Raw genomic sequence first — 15,446 nt, 5'->3', positions numbered from 1 at the left:
AGCGACCGGAGGGAGCACATCGTGCGCACCGTCGTCGTCGTCGGCCACGGGATGGTCGGCCACCGCTTCGTCGAGAGCCTGCGTCGCCGTGACGTCGAGGGCTCCTGGCGCGTCGTCGTCCTCGCCGAGGAGACCCGGGCGGCGTACGACCGGGTGGCGCTGTCGTCCTACGTCGGGGACGCGAGCGCCGACGACCTCGCGCTCGACGAGCACGCGGACCCGCTCGTCGAGCTCCACCTCGACGAGCCCGTCGTCGCGGTCGACCGCGCCGCCCGCACGGTGACCACGGCGAAGGGCCGGGAGGTCGCCTACGACGAGCTCGTGCTCGCCACCGGCAGCGTGCCGTTCGTGCCGCCGGTGCCGGGCCGCGAGCTCGACGGCGTGTTCGTCTACCGCACGCTCGACGACCTCGACGGGCTGCGTGACGCCGCGGCGGCCGCCATCGCGACGGCCGGGGCCGGCCGGCGCTCGGGCGTCGTCGTGGGCGGCGGGCTGCTCGGGCTCGAGGCCGCCAACGCGCTGCGGCAGCTCGGGCTCTCGCCGCACGTGGTGGAGATGGCGCCGCGGCTCATGCCGGTGCAGGTCGACGAGGGAGGCGGGGCGCTGCTGCGCTCGCTGGTCTCCGAGCTGGGTCTGCGCGTGCACACCGGGGTGTCCACCGCCGCGATCGCGCGCGACCACCGCGGCGGGCTCACCGTGACCCTCTCCGACGGCACCGAGCTCGACGCGTCGGTGGTCGTCTTCTCCGCCGGCATCCGGCCCGCCGACTCCCTCGCCCGCGCGATGGGCCTCGAGGTCGGCGAGCGCGGCGGGGTGCTGGTCGACGAGCGCTGCCGGACCGACGACGAGCACGTGTGGGCCGTCGGCGAGGTCGCGGCGGTCAAGGGCCGCACCTACGGCCTCGTCGCGCCGGGGTACGCGATGGCCGAGGTGGTGGCCGAGCGCCTCACCGGGGCGGAGGGCCGGTTCACCGAGGCCGACATGTCGACCAAGCTCAAGCTGCTCGGGGTCGACGTCGCGAGCTTCGGCGACGCCCACGCCGCCACCCCCGGGGCGCTCGAGGTCACCCTGAACGACCCGGTGGCGGGGACCTACGCCAAGCTCGTGGTCTCCGACGACGCGCAGACGCTGCTGGGCGGGGTCCTCGTCGGGGACGCCTCGAACTACGAGACGCTGCGCGGCTTCCTCGGCGAGACGCTGCCGGGCGACCCGATGTCGCTGATCGCCCCGGCGGGCGACGGCGCCGTGGGCGTGGGCATCGACGCGCTGCCCGACGGCGCCCAGATCTGCTCCTGCAACGCGGTCACCAAGGGCGCCCTGGTGGAGGCCATCACCTCCGGCGAGGCGTCGACGGTGCCGGAGCTCAAGGCGTGCACCCGGGCCGGCACCACCTGCGGCTCGTGCGTCCCGACCCTCGCGAAGGTCCTCGCGAGCTGCGGCGTGGAGGTCTCGAAGGCGCTCTGCGAGCACTTCACCCACAGCCGCGCGGAGCTCTACGAGATCGTCATGGCGACGGGCCTGCGGACCTTCAGCGAGATCGTCGACCGGTACGGCACGGGCCGGGGCTGCGACGTCTGCAAGCCCGCCGTCGCCTCGATGCTCGCCACCCTGGCCGGCGGCCACGTCCTCGACGGCGAGTCGGCCGCGCTGCAGGACACGAACGACCACTTCCTGGCCAACATGCAGCGCAACGGCACCTACTCGGTGGTGCCGCGGCTGCCCGGCGGCGAGGTCACGCCCGAGGGACTCATCGCGATCGGGTCCGTGGCGAAGGACTTCGGGCTCTACACGAAGATCACCGGCGGCCAGCGGATCGACATGTTCGGCGCGCGCGTCGAGCAGCTGCCCGCGATCTGGCGCCGGCTCGTCGACGCCGGGTTCGAGTCGGGCCACGCCTACGGGAAGTCGCTGCGCACCGTGAAGTCGTGCGTCGGCACCGACTGGTGCCGCTACGGGGTGCAGGACTCCGTGGGCCTGGCCGTGGCGCTCGAGCTCCGCTACCGGGGCCTCCGGTCGCCGCACAAGCTCAAGTCCGGGGTCTCGGGGTGTGCCCGGGAGTGCGCCGAGGCCCGCAGCAAGGACTTCGGGATCATCGCGACCGAGACCGGCTGGAACCTCTACCTCGGCGGCAACGGCGGCTTCACCCCGCGCCACGCGGAGCTGATCGCCACCGACCTCGACACGGCGACGCTGGTCCGCACCGTCGACCGGTTCCTCATGTTCTACGTGCGCACCGCCGACCGGCTGCAGCGCACGGCGCCGTGGATCGAGTCGCTCGAGGGCGGGATCGACCACCTCCGCGAGGTGATCATGGAGGACTCGCTGGGGATCTGCGCGTCGTTGGACGAGCAGATGGCCGCCCACGTCGCGGGCTACGCCGACGAGTGGGCCGCCGTGCTCGACGACCCCGACAAGCTCGAGCGCTTCACCTCGTTCGTCAACGCGCCCGGCGTGCCCGACCCGACGATCGAGTTCGTCGACCACCTCGGCCGCCGCGTCCCAGCCGGGATGAAGGACGGGCAGCCGACGGACCTCGCGGCGCTCGGCCTGGGCGGCGTGCCGATCACCGACGGCGCCCGCATCCCGATGGGAGCCCCTGCATGAGTCTCGACACCGCCGCGGCGCGGTCCAAGGATCCGCAGCCCGTCCCCGCCGAACCGACCACCCCCTCGTCGGGACGCGGATGGACCGCGATCTGCCCCCTCGACAAGCTCCAGCCCGAGCGCGGGGTGGCCGCGCTGGTGGCCGGGGAGCCGGTCGCGGTGTTCCGCACGCACGACGACCGCCTGTTCGCCCTGCACAACGTCGACCCCTTCTCGGGCGCCTCCGTGCTCTCCCGCGGCATCGTCGGGGACCTCGGCGGGGTGGCGGTGGTGGCCTCGCCGCTGCACAAGCAGCACTTCGCGCTGGAGACCGGGGCGGCGCTGGAGGACGAGAGTGCCGTGGTGGCGACCTATCCTGTGCGGGTGGTGAACGGGACGGTCGAGGTCGGCGCGCGTGAGTGAGGGTCCGCTGAGCGGCGTGCGCGTGGGGGTGACGGCCGACCGGCGCGCGGACGACCAGATCGAGCTGCTGCACCGCCGCGGCGCCACCACGGTGCACGGCCCGACGATGCGGATCGTCCCGCTCGCCGACGACGCCGACCTCGCGGCGGTCACGAGGGAGCTGGTCGACGCGCCGCCCGACGTCGTCGTCGCCACCACCGGGCAGGGGTTCCGGGGCTGGCTCGAGGTCGCCGACGAGTGGGAGCTCGGGGAGCGGCTGCGCGCGGTCCTCGGCGACGCCGAGATCCTCGCCCGCGGCCCGAAGGCCCGGGGCGCGATCCGCGGCTCGGGTCTGCGCGAGGCGTGGTCGGCCGACGAGACCGAGTCGTCGCCGGAGGTCCTGGAGCACCTGCTGGCCTCCGAGCTCTCCGGGCGGCGGGTCGCGGTGCAGCTGCACGGCGATGCGATGACCTCCTTCCTCACGGCGCTGCGCGAGGCGGGCGCCGACGTCGTCGAGGTGCACGTCTACCGCTGGGAGCCGCCGCCCGACCTGCCGGCCGTCGACGCCCTGATCGCGGCGATCGTCGGCCGCGAGGTCGACGCGGTGACATTCACCAGCGCGCCTGCGGTCGAGGGGCTCGTGCACCGGGCGGAGGCGACGGGCCGGGGCGACGAGCTGCTGGAGGCGCTGCGCGACGGGGTGCTGGCCTGCTCGGTCGGCCCGGTGACGTCCGCGCCGCTCGACCGCCGCGACGTCCCCTCCATCGCGCCCGACCGGTTCCGGCTCGGGGCGATGGTGCGGCGGCTGGAGGAGCACGTGGCACGACGCGGCATCGAGGGGAGCGCGCCGACCGGAGAGCTCGACCCCACGAGCCCGGCCACGGTCCGGTCATGACGCTGGTGGTGCTGGCGCACGGCACGAACGACCCCGCCGGCCGCGCCACGTGGGGGGCGCTGCTGACCGGGGTGCGCGCGCGGCTGCCGGAGGTGACGGTCCGGCTCGCGTGGGCCGGGGTGGCGCGCCCGCAGCTCGCGGACCTGCTGCCGAAGATCCCGGACGAGCCGGTGGTCGTCGTGCCGGCCTTCCTCGCGTCCGGGTTCCACGTGCGCCGCGACGTCCCCGACCAGCTCGCGGCCCTGGATCGTCGGGACGTGACGGTCACCGAGCCGTTCGGGCCTGACCCGGGGCTGGTCGACGCCGCGCTCGGCCGGCTGCGTGCGGCCGGGTGGGCGGGCGAGCGGGTGGTGCTCGCGGCGGCCGGGTCGACCGACGAGGTGGCGCAGGCCGACCTGCGCACGGCGGCCGACCTGGTGGCGGCCCGGCTGGGGGGCGAGGTGCCCGTCGGCTACATCGCGGGCGGCGCACCGAAGCTCGCCGACGTGGTGGCCGCGCAGGACGGGCCGGTGGCGCTGCTCATGTGGCTGCTCGCGCCGGGGGTGTTCCACCGCTGGGCCGGCGACTCGGGCGCAGCGGTGGTGGCGGAGCCGTTGGGCGACCACCCGGGCGTGGTGGACGTGGTGTGCGCGCGGTACCGGTCGGCGCTCGCCGTGGCAGGGTGAGCCGTCCGCGGCCGGTGTGTCCCGCGACGCGCCGTGTCCCGATGCTCCCCGCGAGTATGTCGAGCGCCCCGGGTGGGCAGACTGCCCCGGACGCAGCACACGCGAAGGGAGGGGAGCCCGGATGGCGGAGGACGGCCAGCTGATCGCGGGGCGCTATCGCCTCGGCACACAGGTCGGCAGCGGGGCGATGGGCGTGGTCTGGCGCGCCGAGGACGAGACGCTGCGCCGGACGGTCGCCCTCAAGCAGGTCCGGCTGCCGAGCGGGGTCGACGACCTGAGCCGCGAGCAGGCCTACCGCCGCGTGATGCGCGAGGGCCGGCTCTTCGCCCGGATCCACCACCCCCACGCGATCGCGGTGTTCGACGTCGTCGACCACGACGCCCAGCCGTGGCTGGTGATGGAGTACCTGCCGTCCCGGAGCCTGTCCGAGGTGGTGGCCGCCGACGGGGTGTTCACACCGCCGGTCGCCGCGGCCGTCGGGCACCAGGTCGCCGCCGCCCTGACCGCCGCCCACACGGCCGGGATCGTGCACCGCGACGTCAAGCCCGGCAACGTCCTGCTCGGGGCCGACGGCATGGTGAAGGTGACCGACTTCGGCATCTCCCGCGCGGTCGACGAGGCGACCATCACCTCGACCGGGATGATGGCCGGCACCCCCGCCTATCTCGCGCCGGAGGTCGCCCGCGGCGCGGAGGCCACCTTCCGCTCCGACGTCTACTCGCTCGGGTCCACGCTCTACGCCGTGGTGGAGGGCGAGCCGCCGTTCGGCCGCGACGAGAACGCGCTCGCCCAGCTGCACCGGGTCGCCTCGGGGGAGTACCGGCCGCCGCGGCACGCCGGGACCCTGGCGCCGCTGCTGGAGCGGATGCTCGCCGCCGATCCCGTGCATCGCCCCGAGATGCACCAGGTGTCCGACGAGCTCGAGCGCCTGTCGGCCGTCGAGGTCGAGACCGAGGAGTGGGGCGGGCAGAGCCCCTCGACCGGCGCGACCGTGCCGGTGAGCCCGAGGGGACCCGTCGGGCCCGCGGGGTCCGCGTCCGGGGGCTCCGGGACGGGGCCGGGCCGGGTCGCGGTGGCGGCCGTCTCGTCGCCGTCGACGCGCCCCCAGACCGCGCCGCAGGCCGCCGCGCCCCAGGCCGCCGCACCGCAGGCCGTCGCGCCGCAGGCCGGCCCCCAGGCCGCCGCCCCGGACATCACCCGCCCGACCCCGCGGCCCTCCGACACCGCCGTGGCGGAGACCGAGGAGCAGGACGCGCAGGACACGCCGGCCCCGCGCCGTCGTCGGGGTCTGCTCGGGGCCGCCCTCGCGCTGCTGCTGGTGGGGGCCGTCGTCGTCGTGGCCCTGATCCTGGCCTCGGGCGGCGGCGGCAGTCCCACCGCCACCGTCGCCGGGCCCACCCCGAGCGCCTCGGAGGACGCCGGCTCGGGCAGCGGGGAGACCACGGCGTCCGACGCCCCGGCGGCCACCGACGCACCGGCGGCGTCCGACGCCCCGGTGGCACCCGCCCAGGGCACGCCGGACCAGGTCGCGCAGCAGCAGGCCGTCATCGACTACTACGCGATGATCCCGACGAATCTGCCCGAGGGCTGGGGGCGACTGACCTCGTCGTACCAGCGCACCACCGCCGGCGGCTTCGCCGGCTACTCCCGCTTCTGGGACGCGATGAGCCAGGTGTCGGTGCGCGGGGTCTCCCCGGGCGCGGGCAACAGCGTCGACGCCACCGTCACCTACGTCTACCGGGACGGACGCACCAGCGAGGAGCGGACGCTCTTCACGATGGTGCAGGAGGACGGGGTCTGGAAGATCAACGACAGCCGGATCCTCTCGAGCCGCTAGCTGCCGGGCTCGCGGTAGCGCGCGGAGTAGCGGGCCGCCGCCTCGTCGTCCTTCTCCCGCGTGCGCTCCGCCCGGGTCGCGACCCCGGTGCCCACCGGGTAGCCGGCCTTGAGCAGGCGGTGCTCGGCGGTCTCGTGGACGTAGGCCACCGCGAAGATCATCCCCATGATGCCCCCGCCGAGGGCGCACATCGCCCGCAGCCACAGCGGGCCGGGCACGAAGATGATGATGGCGGCCGCGAAGGGCGCGATCTGCACGACGATGCGGACCACGTGGCGCACCCACCACGTGCGGCAGGTGGTGTCGTGCAGCACCCACGGCGAGAAGCGCTCCGGGAGCGAGCCGCCGTAGGCGTACCAGAGCCACCACAGGGGGCCGGGCCGATTGACGCTTTGCACCCCAACAGTATGCGCACCAAGTTAGGATGGCGCCATGTCCGCCGCCCCCGAGGAGCTCGATGCCCTCGCGCTGGAGAATCAGGTCTGCTTCGCGCTGGCCGTCGCGGCCCGCTCGGTGATCGGGCTCTACCGCCCCCTGCTCGAGCCGTTGGGGCTCACCCACCCGCAGTACCTCGTGATGCTGGCGCTCTGGGGCGACGAGCCGCTGTCGGTCACCGACCTGTCGGAGAAGCTGGCACTCGACCCCGGCACCCTCTCGCCGCTGCTCAAGCGGCTCGAGGCCCAGGGCTACCTGGAGCGGCGGCGCGTCCCGGGCAACGAGCGCACCCTCGCGGTCACCCTCACCGACGCCGGCCGCACGCTGCGCGCCGACGCCGAGCGCATCCCGCCGGCGGTCGTCGAGCGGCTCGGGATGCCGGTCGAGGAGCTGCTGCGGCTGCACGCCGACCTGAGCGCGGTGATCGCGGCGGCCCGCACGGAGTGACTCAGGGGCGGGCGTCGAGCATCGCCCGCACCACCGGGCTGCGGGTGATCGCCCGCGACCAGGCGGCCACCACCGGCAGCGGCGGCGGCTCGCGGTCCAGCGGGACCCGGGCGACCGTCGTGCTGGGGTCGGGTGCCGCCTGGGCGAGCACCGACCAGCCGAGGCCCTGCCCGACGAGGGCCCGCACCATCTCCGGGGAGCGGGTGCGGTGCTCGATGCGCGGCGTCACCCCCAGCTCCCGGCACACCGCGAGGGCGTGGTCGGAGGACGGCGGGAGGTCGAGCAGCACCATCGGCTCGTCCGCCACGACGCGCAGGTCGACCGGCCCGACGCCGGCGTGCGGGTGGTCCCGGGCGACGAGCAGGTAGGGGACGTTGGCCGCGATCCGCTCGGTGTCCAGGCCCGAGGAGAGGCCGTGGTCGTAGAGCACGGCGAGGTCGAGCTCACCGTCGAGCAGTCGCCGCTGCAGCCGGTCCTGGTCGTCCTCGACGAACTCCACCCGGGTCCGCGGGTGGCGCTCCCGCAGCGCCGCGATCCATGGCGCGACCACCGCCGGCGCGAGCGTCGGGTAGCAGCCGACCGAGACGACCCCGGCGACCTCGCCCGATCCGCCCACGCTCGTGGCGAGCTCCCCGGCGTCGCGCAGCAGCCGCCGCCCGCGGGTGGCGGCCGCCCGGCCCGCCGGGGTGAGCCGGACCCCGTGCGCGCGGCGCCGCAGGGTGAGCTGGACGCCGAGCGCCCGGTCGAGCTCGTCGAGCGCGACGGAGATCGCCGAGGGCGAGACGTGCAGCGCCGCCGCGGCGGCCGCGAGGGTGCCGTGCTCGGCCACGGCGACCAGGTAGGAGACCTGCCGCAGGGTAAAGTTCATAGAACTCACGAAGAACCGTAGCATCGTGAAATTTACAGGCGGGGCTTCCGCGAGGACTCTGGTCGCTATGACCACCACCACAAAGGCGCCGAGCGTCGTGGACGTCGCCGCGTCCGAGGACGTGCCGGAGCGCGGCCGCCTCGTCGTCGAGATCACGACGACGAGGCCGGTGACCGTCGGCATCTTCCGCTTCGCCGGCCGGCTGTACGCCTGGGAGAACGTGTGCGCCCACCAGGGCGGGCCGGCCTGCCAGGGCCGGATCGTGAGCCGGGTCCGCGAGCGGCTCGACCCGGAGCAGCGCAGCCTCGGGCTCACGTTCGACGACGGCACGATGCACGTGGTGTGCCCGTGGCACGGCTACGAGTACGACGTGACCACCGGCCGCCACCCCGGGGTGCCCGGCGCGTCGTTGCGCCCGTTCCCGGTGGACGAGGAGGAGGGCCGGATCCGTGTCACGGTCTGAACGGGCGGCCCGTATCGATCAGCTGGTGGCCGAGCTGGGCGCCGAGGTGGAGGCGGGGTTCGCCGACGGCGCTATCGCGCGCCTCGCGCCCGACACGGCCCGACGCCTCGTCGGGACGGCCGGGCGCTGCTGGGCCGTGGCCACCGAGGAGGACGCCCCGGCGCCCGACGGCACCGACCTCACTCCCACCGACGCGGTCGTCCTCGCCACCGCGGCCCTGCGCAGCAACGACCTCAACCCGTTCGACCTCGCCCTGTGGTTCTCGAGGAGCAGCTCATGAGCACGGTCCGGCGCCTGCCCACGCAGGAGATCACCACCGCCACCGACACCCGCGAGATCCTCGCGAACGCCCGGCGCGACACCGAGCGCTACGGCCTGGACGACTACTTCATCGTCGACGTCGACTCCCACCACGTGGAGCTCGACTCGTGGCCGGAGATCCTGCAGTACCTCGACAGCCCGGTCATGCGCGACACCGCGAACCAGATGATGCAGAACTGGCCCAACGCGGCACGCCTGGCCCTGCACAACCACTCGCCCGGCCTGACGATGCAGGACGTCTCCGGGCGCATCCCGCACCAGGCGGCGCTGGGCGAGGACACGCCCGGCGTCGAGAGCGGCGCCCACCGCGACGCGACGCTGGTGCGCCGCGCGATGGACGCGATGTCGATCGACGTCCAGGTCGTGTTCCCGCAGCCGATGCTCGAGACCGGGCTGCACCCGCAGCCGGAGGTCGCGACCGCCCTACTGCAGGCCTACAACCGCTGGTTCGTCGCCGAGGTGCTGCCGCGCGAGCCGCGCATCCGGACGATGCTCGGCCTGCCCTTCGAGAACCCCGACGCCTGCCTCGCGACGATCGAGGAGTTCGCCGACGCCCCCGGGGTGATCGGCTTCCTGGTGACCTCGCAGCGCCACGCCGGGGTGCACCGCAACGCCTACATGCCGGTCTACCGCGAGCTCGAGCGCCGCGGCCTGCCGATCGGGTTCCACGCGGGCCCGAACCAGTCCGACACGATGACCTCGACGATGAACCGGTTCCTCTCGGCGCACGCGATGAGCTTCGTGACCTGCAACATGACCCACATGACGAACTGGATCGTCAACGGCATCCCGGAGCGCTTCCCGGGCCTGCGGACGATCTGGATCGAGAGCGGCCTCGCGTGGCTGCCGTTCATGATGCAGCGCCTCGACCACGAGTACTCGATGCGCCAGTCCGACGCCCCGCTGCTCACGCGCCCGCCCTCGCACTACATCCGCGAGATGTACTACACCTCGCAGCCGATGGAGTGGACCGACGACAAGCTGCTGGCCTCCACGCTCGAGGCGATCGACGCGGAGAACACGCTGATGTACTCGTCGGACTGGCCGCACTGGGACTTCGACGTCCCGGGCCGCATCGCCGCGCTCCCGTTCGTCTCCGACCACGGCAAGCGCAACATCCTGGGGGAGACGGCGCGGAAGGTGTTCTCGCTGGGCGGCTGACGCCCTGCGCCCGCGGTCCCGCCGCTCGCGTGCGAGTGGCACGGGAGGCAGGTTCCGGGGCCGTCGGACCTGCCTGACGTGCCACTCGCGACGGCGGATCGCCGGCCGTTGCGCGACGCACACGGCCGGCGGAGTCGGCCCCCGATGTCCGCGCCGTTGCGACACGCAAGGCCGGGCGCGAGCGCCACGGATCGAGCCGGCTGTGTGCGGCCCGCAACGCCCGGCGCCCCCGACGGGTACTCCCGCTGCCATGAGCGGATTCGTGCGGGCGGCCGGCACCGGGGAGACCTACGACTTCGACGGGGCCGTGTTCACGGTCAAGGCGTCGGGGGACGACACCGAGGGCCGTGTCTCGGTGATGGAGCAGGCGGCGCCGGTGGGCCTCGTCGTCGCCCCGCACACCCACGAGGGCGAGGACGAGATGTTCCACGTGCTCGCGGGTCGGGTCGGCGGGCGCTGCGGCGAGGAGGAGTTCACGGCGGCGGCGGGCGACTTCATCTTCCTGCCGCGCGACGTCGAGCACACGCTCTGGGTGCTCGACGACGAGCCGGTGCGGATGCTGACGATCTGCGGGCCCGCGAAGTTCGACCGACTGGTGACCGAGCAGGGGACCAGACGCGGGTAGCCCCACCCATGACCAAGGGCGCGAAGGACTACGAGAAGGACTACACCGACCCCGAGCTGCGCGAGCGCCTCAAGGAGGAGATCAAGCAGTCGGACAAGGGTGCGGCCGCCGGGAAGTGGTCGGCCCGCAAGAGCCAGATGCTCACCCAGGAGTACGAGAAGCAGGGCGTGGACTACAAGCACAAGGACGAGCCCACCGAGCAGCAGCGCAACCTCTCGCAGTGGACCGACGAGGAGTGGCAGACCGCCGACGGCTCCACCGACGCCCGCGGCGAGGACGAGACCGACCGCTACCTCCCGAAGAAGGCCTGGGAGGAGATGTCGACCGAGGAGCAGGAGAAGACCCGCGAGGCCAAGAAGAAGGGCTCCCGGGAGGGGAAGGGCGACGTCCCCAACACCGAGGGCGCGAAGCAGGCCCGCAAGGACGCCCACCTCGACGGGATGAACGCCGACGAGGCCGTCAAGCAGGCGAAGGACCTGTCGCCCGACGAGGCGCAGAAGGCCCTCGAGCACGAGAAGCAGAACAAGGACCGCAAGACGGTGACGCAGAAGCTCGAGAAGGTCGCGTCGAAGGACTAGGGCCCGGGTGGGCCCAGACGGTCGACGACGCCCTCGCCGATCCGGGCGAGCGTCTCCAGTTCGTCCGCGGTGAGGTGGTCGACGAGCGCCGCCCGGACGTCGCGGACGTGCTGCGGGGCCGCGGCGGTGATCCGCTCGGTGCCCTCGGGCGTGATGACGGCGATGCACCCGCGTTGGTCCGTGGCACATCGCTCGCGCGTGACCAGGCCGCGCTTCTCCATCCGCCCCAGGTGCTGCGACAGGCGGCTCTTCTCCCAGCGCACCAGGGCGCCGAGCTCGAACGACCGGAGGCGGCCCCCGTTCTCCGAGAGGTGCGCCAGCACCTGGTAGTCGGCACCCGAGAGTCCGTCGCGGGTGCGGAGCTGCCGCTCGAGGAACTCGTCCAGCGCGTCCTGCATCGCCATGAGACCTCGCCAGGCGCGTTCCTCCTGCGGATCCAGCCATCGCGCCTCGTCCATGGCGCCCAGCCTACCGTTGGTTGACGTGTGAACCTCCGCGGTCGTACTTTGGTTCACACGTTAACCAGCGGGTGAGGGAGCAGCGGGATGAAGATCGTGACGATCGGCCGGGGCACCATCGGCAGCGGGCTCGCCCGCCTGTGGCGGGAGGCGGGCCACGAGGTCACCGAGCTCGGGCGGGAGGGCGGGGACGCCTCCGAGGCGGACGTCGTCCTGGTCGCCGTACCGGGCGGGGAGATCACGACGGCACTGGCGAAGGTCACGGGCCTCGTCGGGAAGATCGCCATCGACGCGACGAACGCGCTGCCGCGTCAGGGCTCGGCTCCCTCGTACGCGCAGGAGGTGAAGACCGCGACGGGCGGTCCGGTGGCCAAGGCGTTCAACATGAACTTCGGCGGCCTGTTCGACCGGGTGCGCGAGCAGCGTGTCCGCCCGAGCAACTGGTACGTCGCGGACGAGGACGCCGTCGCCGTCACCGAGCAGCTGACCCGGGACGCCGGCTACGACCCGGTCCGGGTCGGGGACCTCTCGCGCGCCCGCCAGTTCGAGGACGCGGCCTGGCTCCTGCTCGGCATCGCCCCGGTCGGCGGCGTCTTCTACCGCGTCGCCGTCCCGGGCGAGCTCTGAGTACCGGCCGACACGTCCGAGAACGGGAGACGCCATGACCACGACCACGACCACGACCACGACCCTCCGGACGCGACCGGTGAGCGCCTGATGTTCACCGGAGCACGGACGGCCAACGACTTCGCCGACACCCCGGTGGGCGACGACGAGCTCACGGCCGTCTGGGAGCTCGCCCGCTGGGCGCCGACCGCCGGCAACACGCAGCCCCTGCGGGTCCTCTACGTCCACCCCGGGGCGGGCCGGGAGCGGCTCGTCGAGCACATGAACGAGGGGAACAGGCACAAGACGCGGTCCGCGCCCGCGGTCGCGGTCCTCGCCCGCGACACCCGGTTCCACGAGCACGTCCCGGTGCTGCTGCCGTTCAAGCCGGAGCTGAAGGACGTGTTCGCGGCCGACGACGCCCTGCGGGCCGAGACCGCGACCTTCAACGCCACGCTGCAGGCCGGCTACTTCATCCTCGCCGTGCGGGCGCGCGGGCTGGCGGCCGGTCCGATGGCGGGGTTCGACGCCGCGGGCGTCGACGCGACGTTCTTCCCCGACGGGCGGTACCGCTCCATCCTGGTCGTCAACATCGGGCATCCCGGCGAGAACCCCTGGTTCGGCCGGCTGCCGCGCCTCGACCTCGACGACGTCCTGCAGTGGGTCTAGCCGGGCCGCCTCGGGTCCTCCGGCCACGCGTGCTTCGGGTAGCGGCCCCGCAGGTCGGCGCGCACCTGGCGGTAGCCCTCGCCCCAGAACGACGCGAGGTCCGCCGTCACCGCCGCCGGTCGACCGGCGGGGGAGAGCAGGTGCACGACGACCGGGACGCCGGCCAGGAGCGGCGCCCGCTCCCACCCGAAGGCGTGCTGGAGCTTCAGCGCGATCACCGGGGCGGCCGGGTCGGTGTAGTCGACCGGCACGTTGCGGCCGGCCGGGGTCGTGACCCGGGGCGGCGCGAGCTCGTCGAACCGGCCCGCCTGCGACCAGGGCATCAACCGCCGCAGCGCCGTCGCCACCCTGACCCGCGACAGGTCGCCGCGGCGGCGCACGCGCGACAGGTCGAGCCACTCGTCGAGCCGTGCGAGCAGGGAGGCGTCGTCGACGGCGGGCCACGGGTCGCCGAGCGCCGCGTGGAGGAACGCGAGGCGCGCCCGCAGCGACGTCGCGGCGTCGTCCCACCGGAGCAGGTCGAGGCCCTCCGCGGCGATCCCGTCGCGGACCGCGGCGGCCACCGCCACCGGGTCGGGGTCCCGCAGGGGGCGGCGGGCCAGCACGATCGCGCCGAGCCGTTCCTGGCGCTCGGCCACCACGTCGCCGTCGACCCACGCGACCACCTCGTCGTCGCGCCACCAGGCCGCGGCGGCCTCGCGAGCGAGGTCCTCGTCGATCGGCACGGCGAGGCGCACGCGCGCCACCCGGTCACCCGGGCCGCGCACCGCGTCGGCCACCGCGATCCACGGTGCCCCGCGCAGCGGTGAGGACACCCCGAGCTCGACCCCGGTGCCGCCGGTCGTCAGGTACTCGCGCGCCTCCGCCGACCGTGCCCGGGCCAGGCGGTCGGGGTAGGCGAGGGCGACGACGACGGCGGGCGGTCCCGACGATGCCCGCCCGCCGCCCGGGACCGCCTGCTTCAGCCGTCGGACCTCCGCCTGCCAGCGCGGGTCGTGCGAGCCCCGGGCCGCTCGGAGGCGCTCCTCGAGGTCGTCGGAGCTCCCCGGCACCTCGGCGGCGAGCAGCGCCACCACTTCGGTCGCCGTCTTCGCGCCGACCGCGTCGGCCCCGTCGAGCAGGGCCCGCCCGAGCCGTGGGTGCACCCCGGCCGTCGCCACCGACCGTCCGCGCTCGGCGATGCGCCCCTCGCCGTCGGTCAACCCGAGTCCGCGCAGCACCTCCCGCGCGGCCTCGAACGCGGTCGCCGGCGGCGGGTCGAGCAGGGCCAGCCCGGCGGCGTCGGGGGTGCCCCACCGGGCGAGCTGCAGGGCGAAGCCGGCGAGGTCGGCGTGCGCGAGCTCGGGGGAGTCGTCGCGGTCGCGGTGGGCGTGCTCGGCCTCCGACCAGCATCGATACACCGCTCCCGGCGCCTCGCGACCCGCGCGCCCGGCCCGCTGGGTGGCCGAGGACTGCGACGCGAGCACGGTGACGAGCGCGTCGAGCCCGCGCGCGTGGTCGGTCCAGGGCCGCCGCGCGAGGCCCGCGTCGACGACGATCCGCACCCCGGGCACCGTCAGGCTGGTCTCGGCGATCGACGTCGACAGCACCACGCGCCGGCGTCCGGTCGACCCGGCCAGGACCGCGTCCTGGTGCGCCGCGTCCTGCCCGCCGTGCAGCGTGAGCACCTCGGCATCCGTCCCGACGAGGCGTCGGGCCACCTCGTCGATCTCCCGGCGGCCGGGCAGGAACACGAGCGCGTCGCCCTCCCGTTCGGCGAGCGCCCGGCGCACCACGGCGCCGACGTGGTCGATCAGCGCCGGCTCCACCCGCATCCCCCGCGGCGGCGGCACCGGCTTCGCCGGCGGGCACCAGACGACCTCGACGGGGTGCAGCGGGTCGGGCGCGGTGATCACCGGGCCGTCGAGGGCGGCGGAGAGGCCGTCGGCGGCTGCGGTGGCGGAGGTGGCGAGCAGCTGCAGCTCGGGGCGCAGGATGCGCGCGTCGACGGCGAAGGCGAGCGCCAGGTCGGTGTCGAGGTGGCGCTCGTGGCACTCGTCGAGGACGACGGCGTCGACCCCGGCGAGCTCCGGGTCGCGCTGCAGCCGCGCGACGAGCAGGCCCGTCGTCACCACCTCGACCCGGACGTCCTTCCCGCCGCGCCGCTCGCCCCGGATCGCGTAGCCGACCCGCTGCCCGACCGGCTCCCCGACGAGCGAGGCCATCCGCGCCGCGGCCGCCCGGACGGCGACCCGCCGCGGCTCGGCCACGAGCACCTTCCCGGTGACCGCCCCGGCGAGCGCGAGCGGCACGAGCGTCGTCTTCCCGGTGCCGGGCGGCGCGACGAGGACCGCTGCACCGTGCTCGGCCAGCGCGGCCTCGAGCCGCGGCAGGGCCGGACGCACCGGCAGGTCGAGCCCGACCTCGTCGATCACGCCCGCCGGTCTACCACCAC

17 protein-coding genes are annotated in these 15,446 nt (G+C 74.6%); 13 read left to right on the top strand and 4 right to left on the bottom strand.

Annotated elements, in window-relative coordinates; all coding sequences use genetic code 11:
* Positions 1–21 precede the first annotated feature (21 nt).
* The 5 genes from nirB to ACFPBZ_RS07475 all read left to right on the top strand — a co-directional run bounded on the left by nirB (position 22) and on the right by ACFPBZ_RS07475 (position 6,381).
* Positions 22–2,604 carry a nitrite reductase large subunit NirB gene (gene nirB, locus ACFPBZ_RS07495; RefSeq protein ID WP_378035397.1) on the top strand — a complete coding sequence of 861 codons (2,583 nt, stop codon included), beginning with the start codon at positions 22–24 and terminating at the stop codon, positions 2,602–2,604.
* Entirely contained in the window at positions 2,601–3,005 is a 405-nt protein-coding gene (gene nirD / locus ACFPBZ_RS07490; protein ID WP_378035396.1) for a nitrite reductase small subunit NirD, read from the top strand. Before nirB ends, nirD begins: the two co-directional genes overlap by 4 nt.
* Positions 2,998–3,879, top strand: a complete 882-nt coding sequence (locus tag ACFPBZ_RS07485; protein WP_378035395.1) for a uroporphyrinogen-III synthase — start codon at positions 2,998–3,000, stop codon at positions 3,877–3,879. Before nirD ends, ACFPBZ_RS07485 begins: the two co-directional genes overlap by 8 nt.
* Positions 3,876–4,544: a sirohydrochlorin chelatase gene (locus ACFPBZ_RS07480; RefSeq protein ID WP_378035394.1), complete on the top strand. Its 669-nt coding sequence runs from the start codon at positions 3,876–3,878 to the stop codon at positions 4,542–4,544. Before ACFPBZ_RS07485 ends, ACFPBZ_RS07480 begins: the two co-directional genes overlap by 4 nt.
* Positions 4,545–4,665: 121 nt before the next feature.
* Positions 4,666–6,381, top strand: a complete 1,716-nt coding sequence (locus ACFPBZ_RS07475; protein ID WP_378035393.1) for a serine/threonine-protein kinase — start codon at positions 4,666–4,668, stop codon at positions 6,379–6,381.
* On the opposite strand, the gene ACFPBZ_RS07470 is transcribed toward ACFPBZ_RS07475, so the two are convergent.
* Entirely contained in the window at positions 6,378–6,779 is a 402-nt protein-coding gene (locus tag ACFPBZ_RS07470; protein WP_378035392.1) for a DUF5313 family protein, read from the bottom strand. The two genes, ACFPBZ_RS07475 and ACFPBZ_RS07470, sit on opposite strands and share 4 nt — an antisense overlap.
* Positions 6,780–6,813: 34 nt before the next feature.
* Here ACFPBZ_RS07470 and ACFPBZ_RS07465 point away from each other — a divergent pair, with 34 nt between their 5' ends.
* Entirely contained in the window at positions 6,814–7,263 is a 450-nt protein-coding gene (locus ACFPBZ_RS07465; RefSeq protein WP_378035391.1) for a MarR family winged helix-turn-helix transcriptional regulator, read from the top strand.
* A gap of 1 nt (position 7,264) precedes the next feature.
* Here ACFPBZ_RS07465 and ACFPBZ_RS07460 read toward each other — a convergent pair whose 3' ends face one another.
* Entirely contained in the window at positions 7,265–8,131 is an 867-nt protein-coding gene (locus ACFPBZ_RS07460) for a LysR family transcriptional regulator (RefSeq protein ID WP_378035390.1), read from the bottom strand.
* 67 nt (positions 8,132–8,198) lie between these two features.
* On the opposite strand from ACFPBZ_RS07460, the gene ACFPBZ_RS07455 reads away from it, so the two are divergent.
* The 5 genes from ACFPBZ_RS07455 (at position 8,199) to ACFPBZ_RS07435 (ending at position 11,279) form a co-directional block, all read left to right on the top strand.
* Entirely contained in the window at positions 8,199–8,594 is a 396-nt protein-coding gene (locus ACFPBZ_RS07455; RefSeq protein WP_378035389.1) for a Rieske (2Fe-2S) protein, read from the top strand.
* Complete coding sequence (locus ACFPBZ_RS07450) at positions 8,581–8,874, top strand: hypothetical protein (RefSeq protein WP_378035388.1); 294 nt, start codon at positions 8,581–8,583, stop codon at positions 8,872–8,874. The genes ACFPBZ_RS07455 and ACFPBZ_RS07450 overlap by 14 nt, the downstream gene beginning before the upstream one ends.
* Positions 8,871–10,076, top strand: a complete 1,206-nt coding sequence (locus ACFPBZ_RS07445) for an amidohydrolase family protein (RefSeq protein ID WP_378035387.1) — start codon at positions 8,871–8,873, stop codon at positions 10,074–10,076. Before ACFPBZ_RS07450 ends, ACFPBZ_RS07445 begins: the two co-directional genes overlap by 4 nt.
* Before the next feature lie 250 nt (positions 10,077–10,326).
* On the top strand, positions 10,327–10,701 hold the full coding sequence (locus ACFPBZ_RS07440; RefSeq protein ID WP_378035386.1) for a cupin domain-containing protein: 375 nt from the start codon (positions 10,327–10,329) through the stop codon (positions 10,699–10,701).
* 8 nt (positions 10,702–10,709) lie between these two features.
* The gene (locus ACFPBZ_RS07435; RefSeq protein ID WP_378035385.1) at positions 10,710–11,279 is read left to right on the top strand and encodes a hypothetical protein; all 570 of its coding nucleotides are present in this window, start codon (positions 10,710–10,712) and stop codon (positions 11,277–11,279) included.
* Here the strand turns inward: ACFPBZ_RS07435 and ACFPBZ_RS07430 are convergent.
* Complete coding sequence (locus ACFPBZ_RS07430; RefSeq protein ID WP_378035384.1) at positions 11,276–11,737, bottom strand: MarR family winged helix-turn-helix transcriptional regulator; 462 nt, start codon at positions 11,735–11,737, stop codon at positions 11,276–11,278. The two genes, ACFPBZ_RS07435 and ACFPBZ_RS07430, sit on opposite strands and share 4 nt — an antisense overlap.
* An 87-nt stretch (positions 11,738–11,824) precedes the next feature.
* Here ACFPBZ_RS07430 and ACFPBZ_RS07425 point away from each other — a divergent pair, with 87 nt between their 5' ends.
* Positions 11,825–12,364, top strand: a complete 540-nt coding sequence (locus ACFPBZ_RS07425; RefSeq protein ID WP_378035383.1) for an NADPH-dependent F420 reductase — start codon at positions 11,825–11,827, stop codon at positions 12,362–12,364.
* Positions 12,365–12,454: 90 nt separating this feature from the next.
* Entirely contained in the window at positions 12,455–13,012 is a 558-nt protein-coding gene (locus tag ACFPBZ_RS07420) for a malonic semialdehyde reductase (RefSeq protein ID WP_465251509.1), read from the top strand.
* Here ACFPBZ_RS07420 and hrpB read toward each other — a convergent pair.
* Positions 13,009–15,426 (bottom strand): ATP-dependent helicase HrpB, encoded by a 2,418-nt coding sequence (hrpB, locus tag ACFPBZ_RS07415; RefSeq protein WP_378035382.1) that lies wholly within the window; start codon positions 15,424–15,426, stop codon positions 13,009–13,011. The two genes, ACFPBZ_RS07420 and hrpB, sit on opposite strands and share 4 nt — an antisense overlap.
* Between the last annotated feature and the right edge of the window lie 20 nt (positions 15,427–15,446).

This window comes from Actinomycetospora atypica (genome assembly GCF_042653685.1).
GTDB classification, from domain to species: domain Bacteria; phylum Actinomycetota; class Actinomycetes; order Mycobacteriales; family Pseudonocardiaceae; genus Actinomycetospora; species Actinomycetospora atypica.
This window is presented reverse-complemented; position numbering and strand designations above follow the sequence as displayed.

What these genes read in the sequence shown, in the direction of transcription:
- nirD (WP_378035396.1), top strand. Translation starts at nt 2,601, where the DNA reads ATGAGTCTCGACACCGCCGCGGCGCGGTCCAAGGATCCGCAGCCCGTC.
- ACFPBZ_RS07420 (WP_465251509.1), top strand. Translation starts at nt 12,455, where the DNA reads ATGTTCACCGGAGCACGGACGGCCAACGACTTCGCCGACACCCCGGTG.
- ACFPBZ_RS07425 (WP_378035383.1), top strand. Translation starts at nt 11,825, where the DNA reads ATGAAGATCGTGACGATCGGCCGGGGCACCATCGGCAGCGGGCTCGCC.
- ACFPBZ_RS07480 (WP_378035394.1), top strand. Translation starts at nt 3,876, where the DNA reads ATGACGCTGGTGGTGCTGGCGCACGGCACGAACGACCCCGCCGGCCGC.
- ACFPBZ_RS07465 (WP_378035391.1), top strand. Translation starts at nt 6,814, where the DNA reads ATGTCCGCCGCCCCCGAGGAGCTCGATGCCCTCGCGCTGGAGAATCAG.
- ACFPBZ_RS07430 (WP_378035384.1), bottom strand. Translation starts at nt 11,737, where the DNA reads ATGGACGAGGCGCGATGGCTGGATCCGCAGGAGGAACGCGCCTGGCGA.
- ACFPBZ_RS07445 (WP_378035387.1), top strand. Translation starts at nt 8,871, where the DNA reads ATGAGCACGGTCCGGCGCCTGCCCACGCAGGAGATCACCACCGCCACC.
- ACFPBZ_RS07440 (WP_378035386.1), top strand. Translation starts at nt 10,327, where the DNA reads ATGAGCGGATTCGTGCGGGCGGCCGGCACCGGGGAGACCTACGACTTC.
- ACFPBZ_RS07475 (WP_378035393.1), top strand. Translation starts at nt 4,666, where the DNA reads ATGGCGGAGGACGGCCAGCTGATCGCGGGGCGCTATCGCCTCGGCACA.
- ACFPBZ_RS07460 (WP_378035390.1), bottom strand. Translation starts at nt 8,131, where the DNA reads ATGAACTTTACCCTGCGGCAGGTCTCCTACCTGGTCGCCGTGGCCGAG.
- ACFPBZ_RS07435 (WP_378035385.1), top strand. Translation starts at nt 10,710, where the DNA reads ATGACCAAGGGCGCGAAGGACTACGAGAAGGACTACACCGACCCCGAG.
- ACFPBZ_RS07455 (WP_378035389.1), top strand. Translation starts at nt 8,199, where the DNA reads ATGACCACCACCACAAAGGCGCCGAGCGTCGTGGACGTCGCCGCGTCC.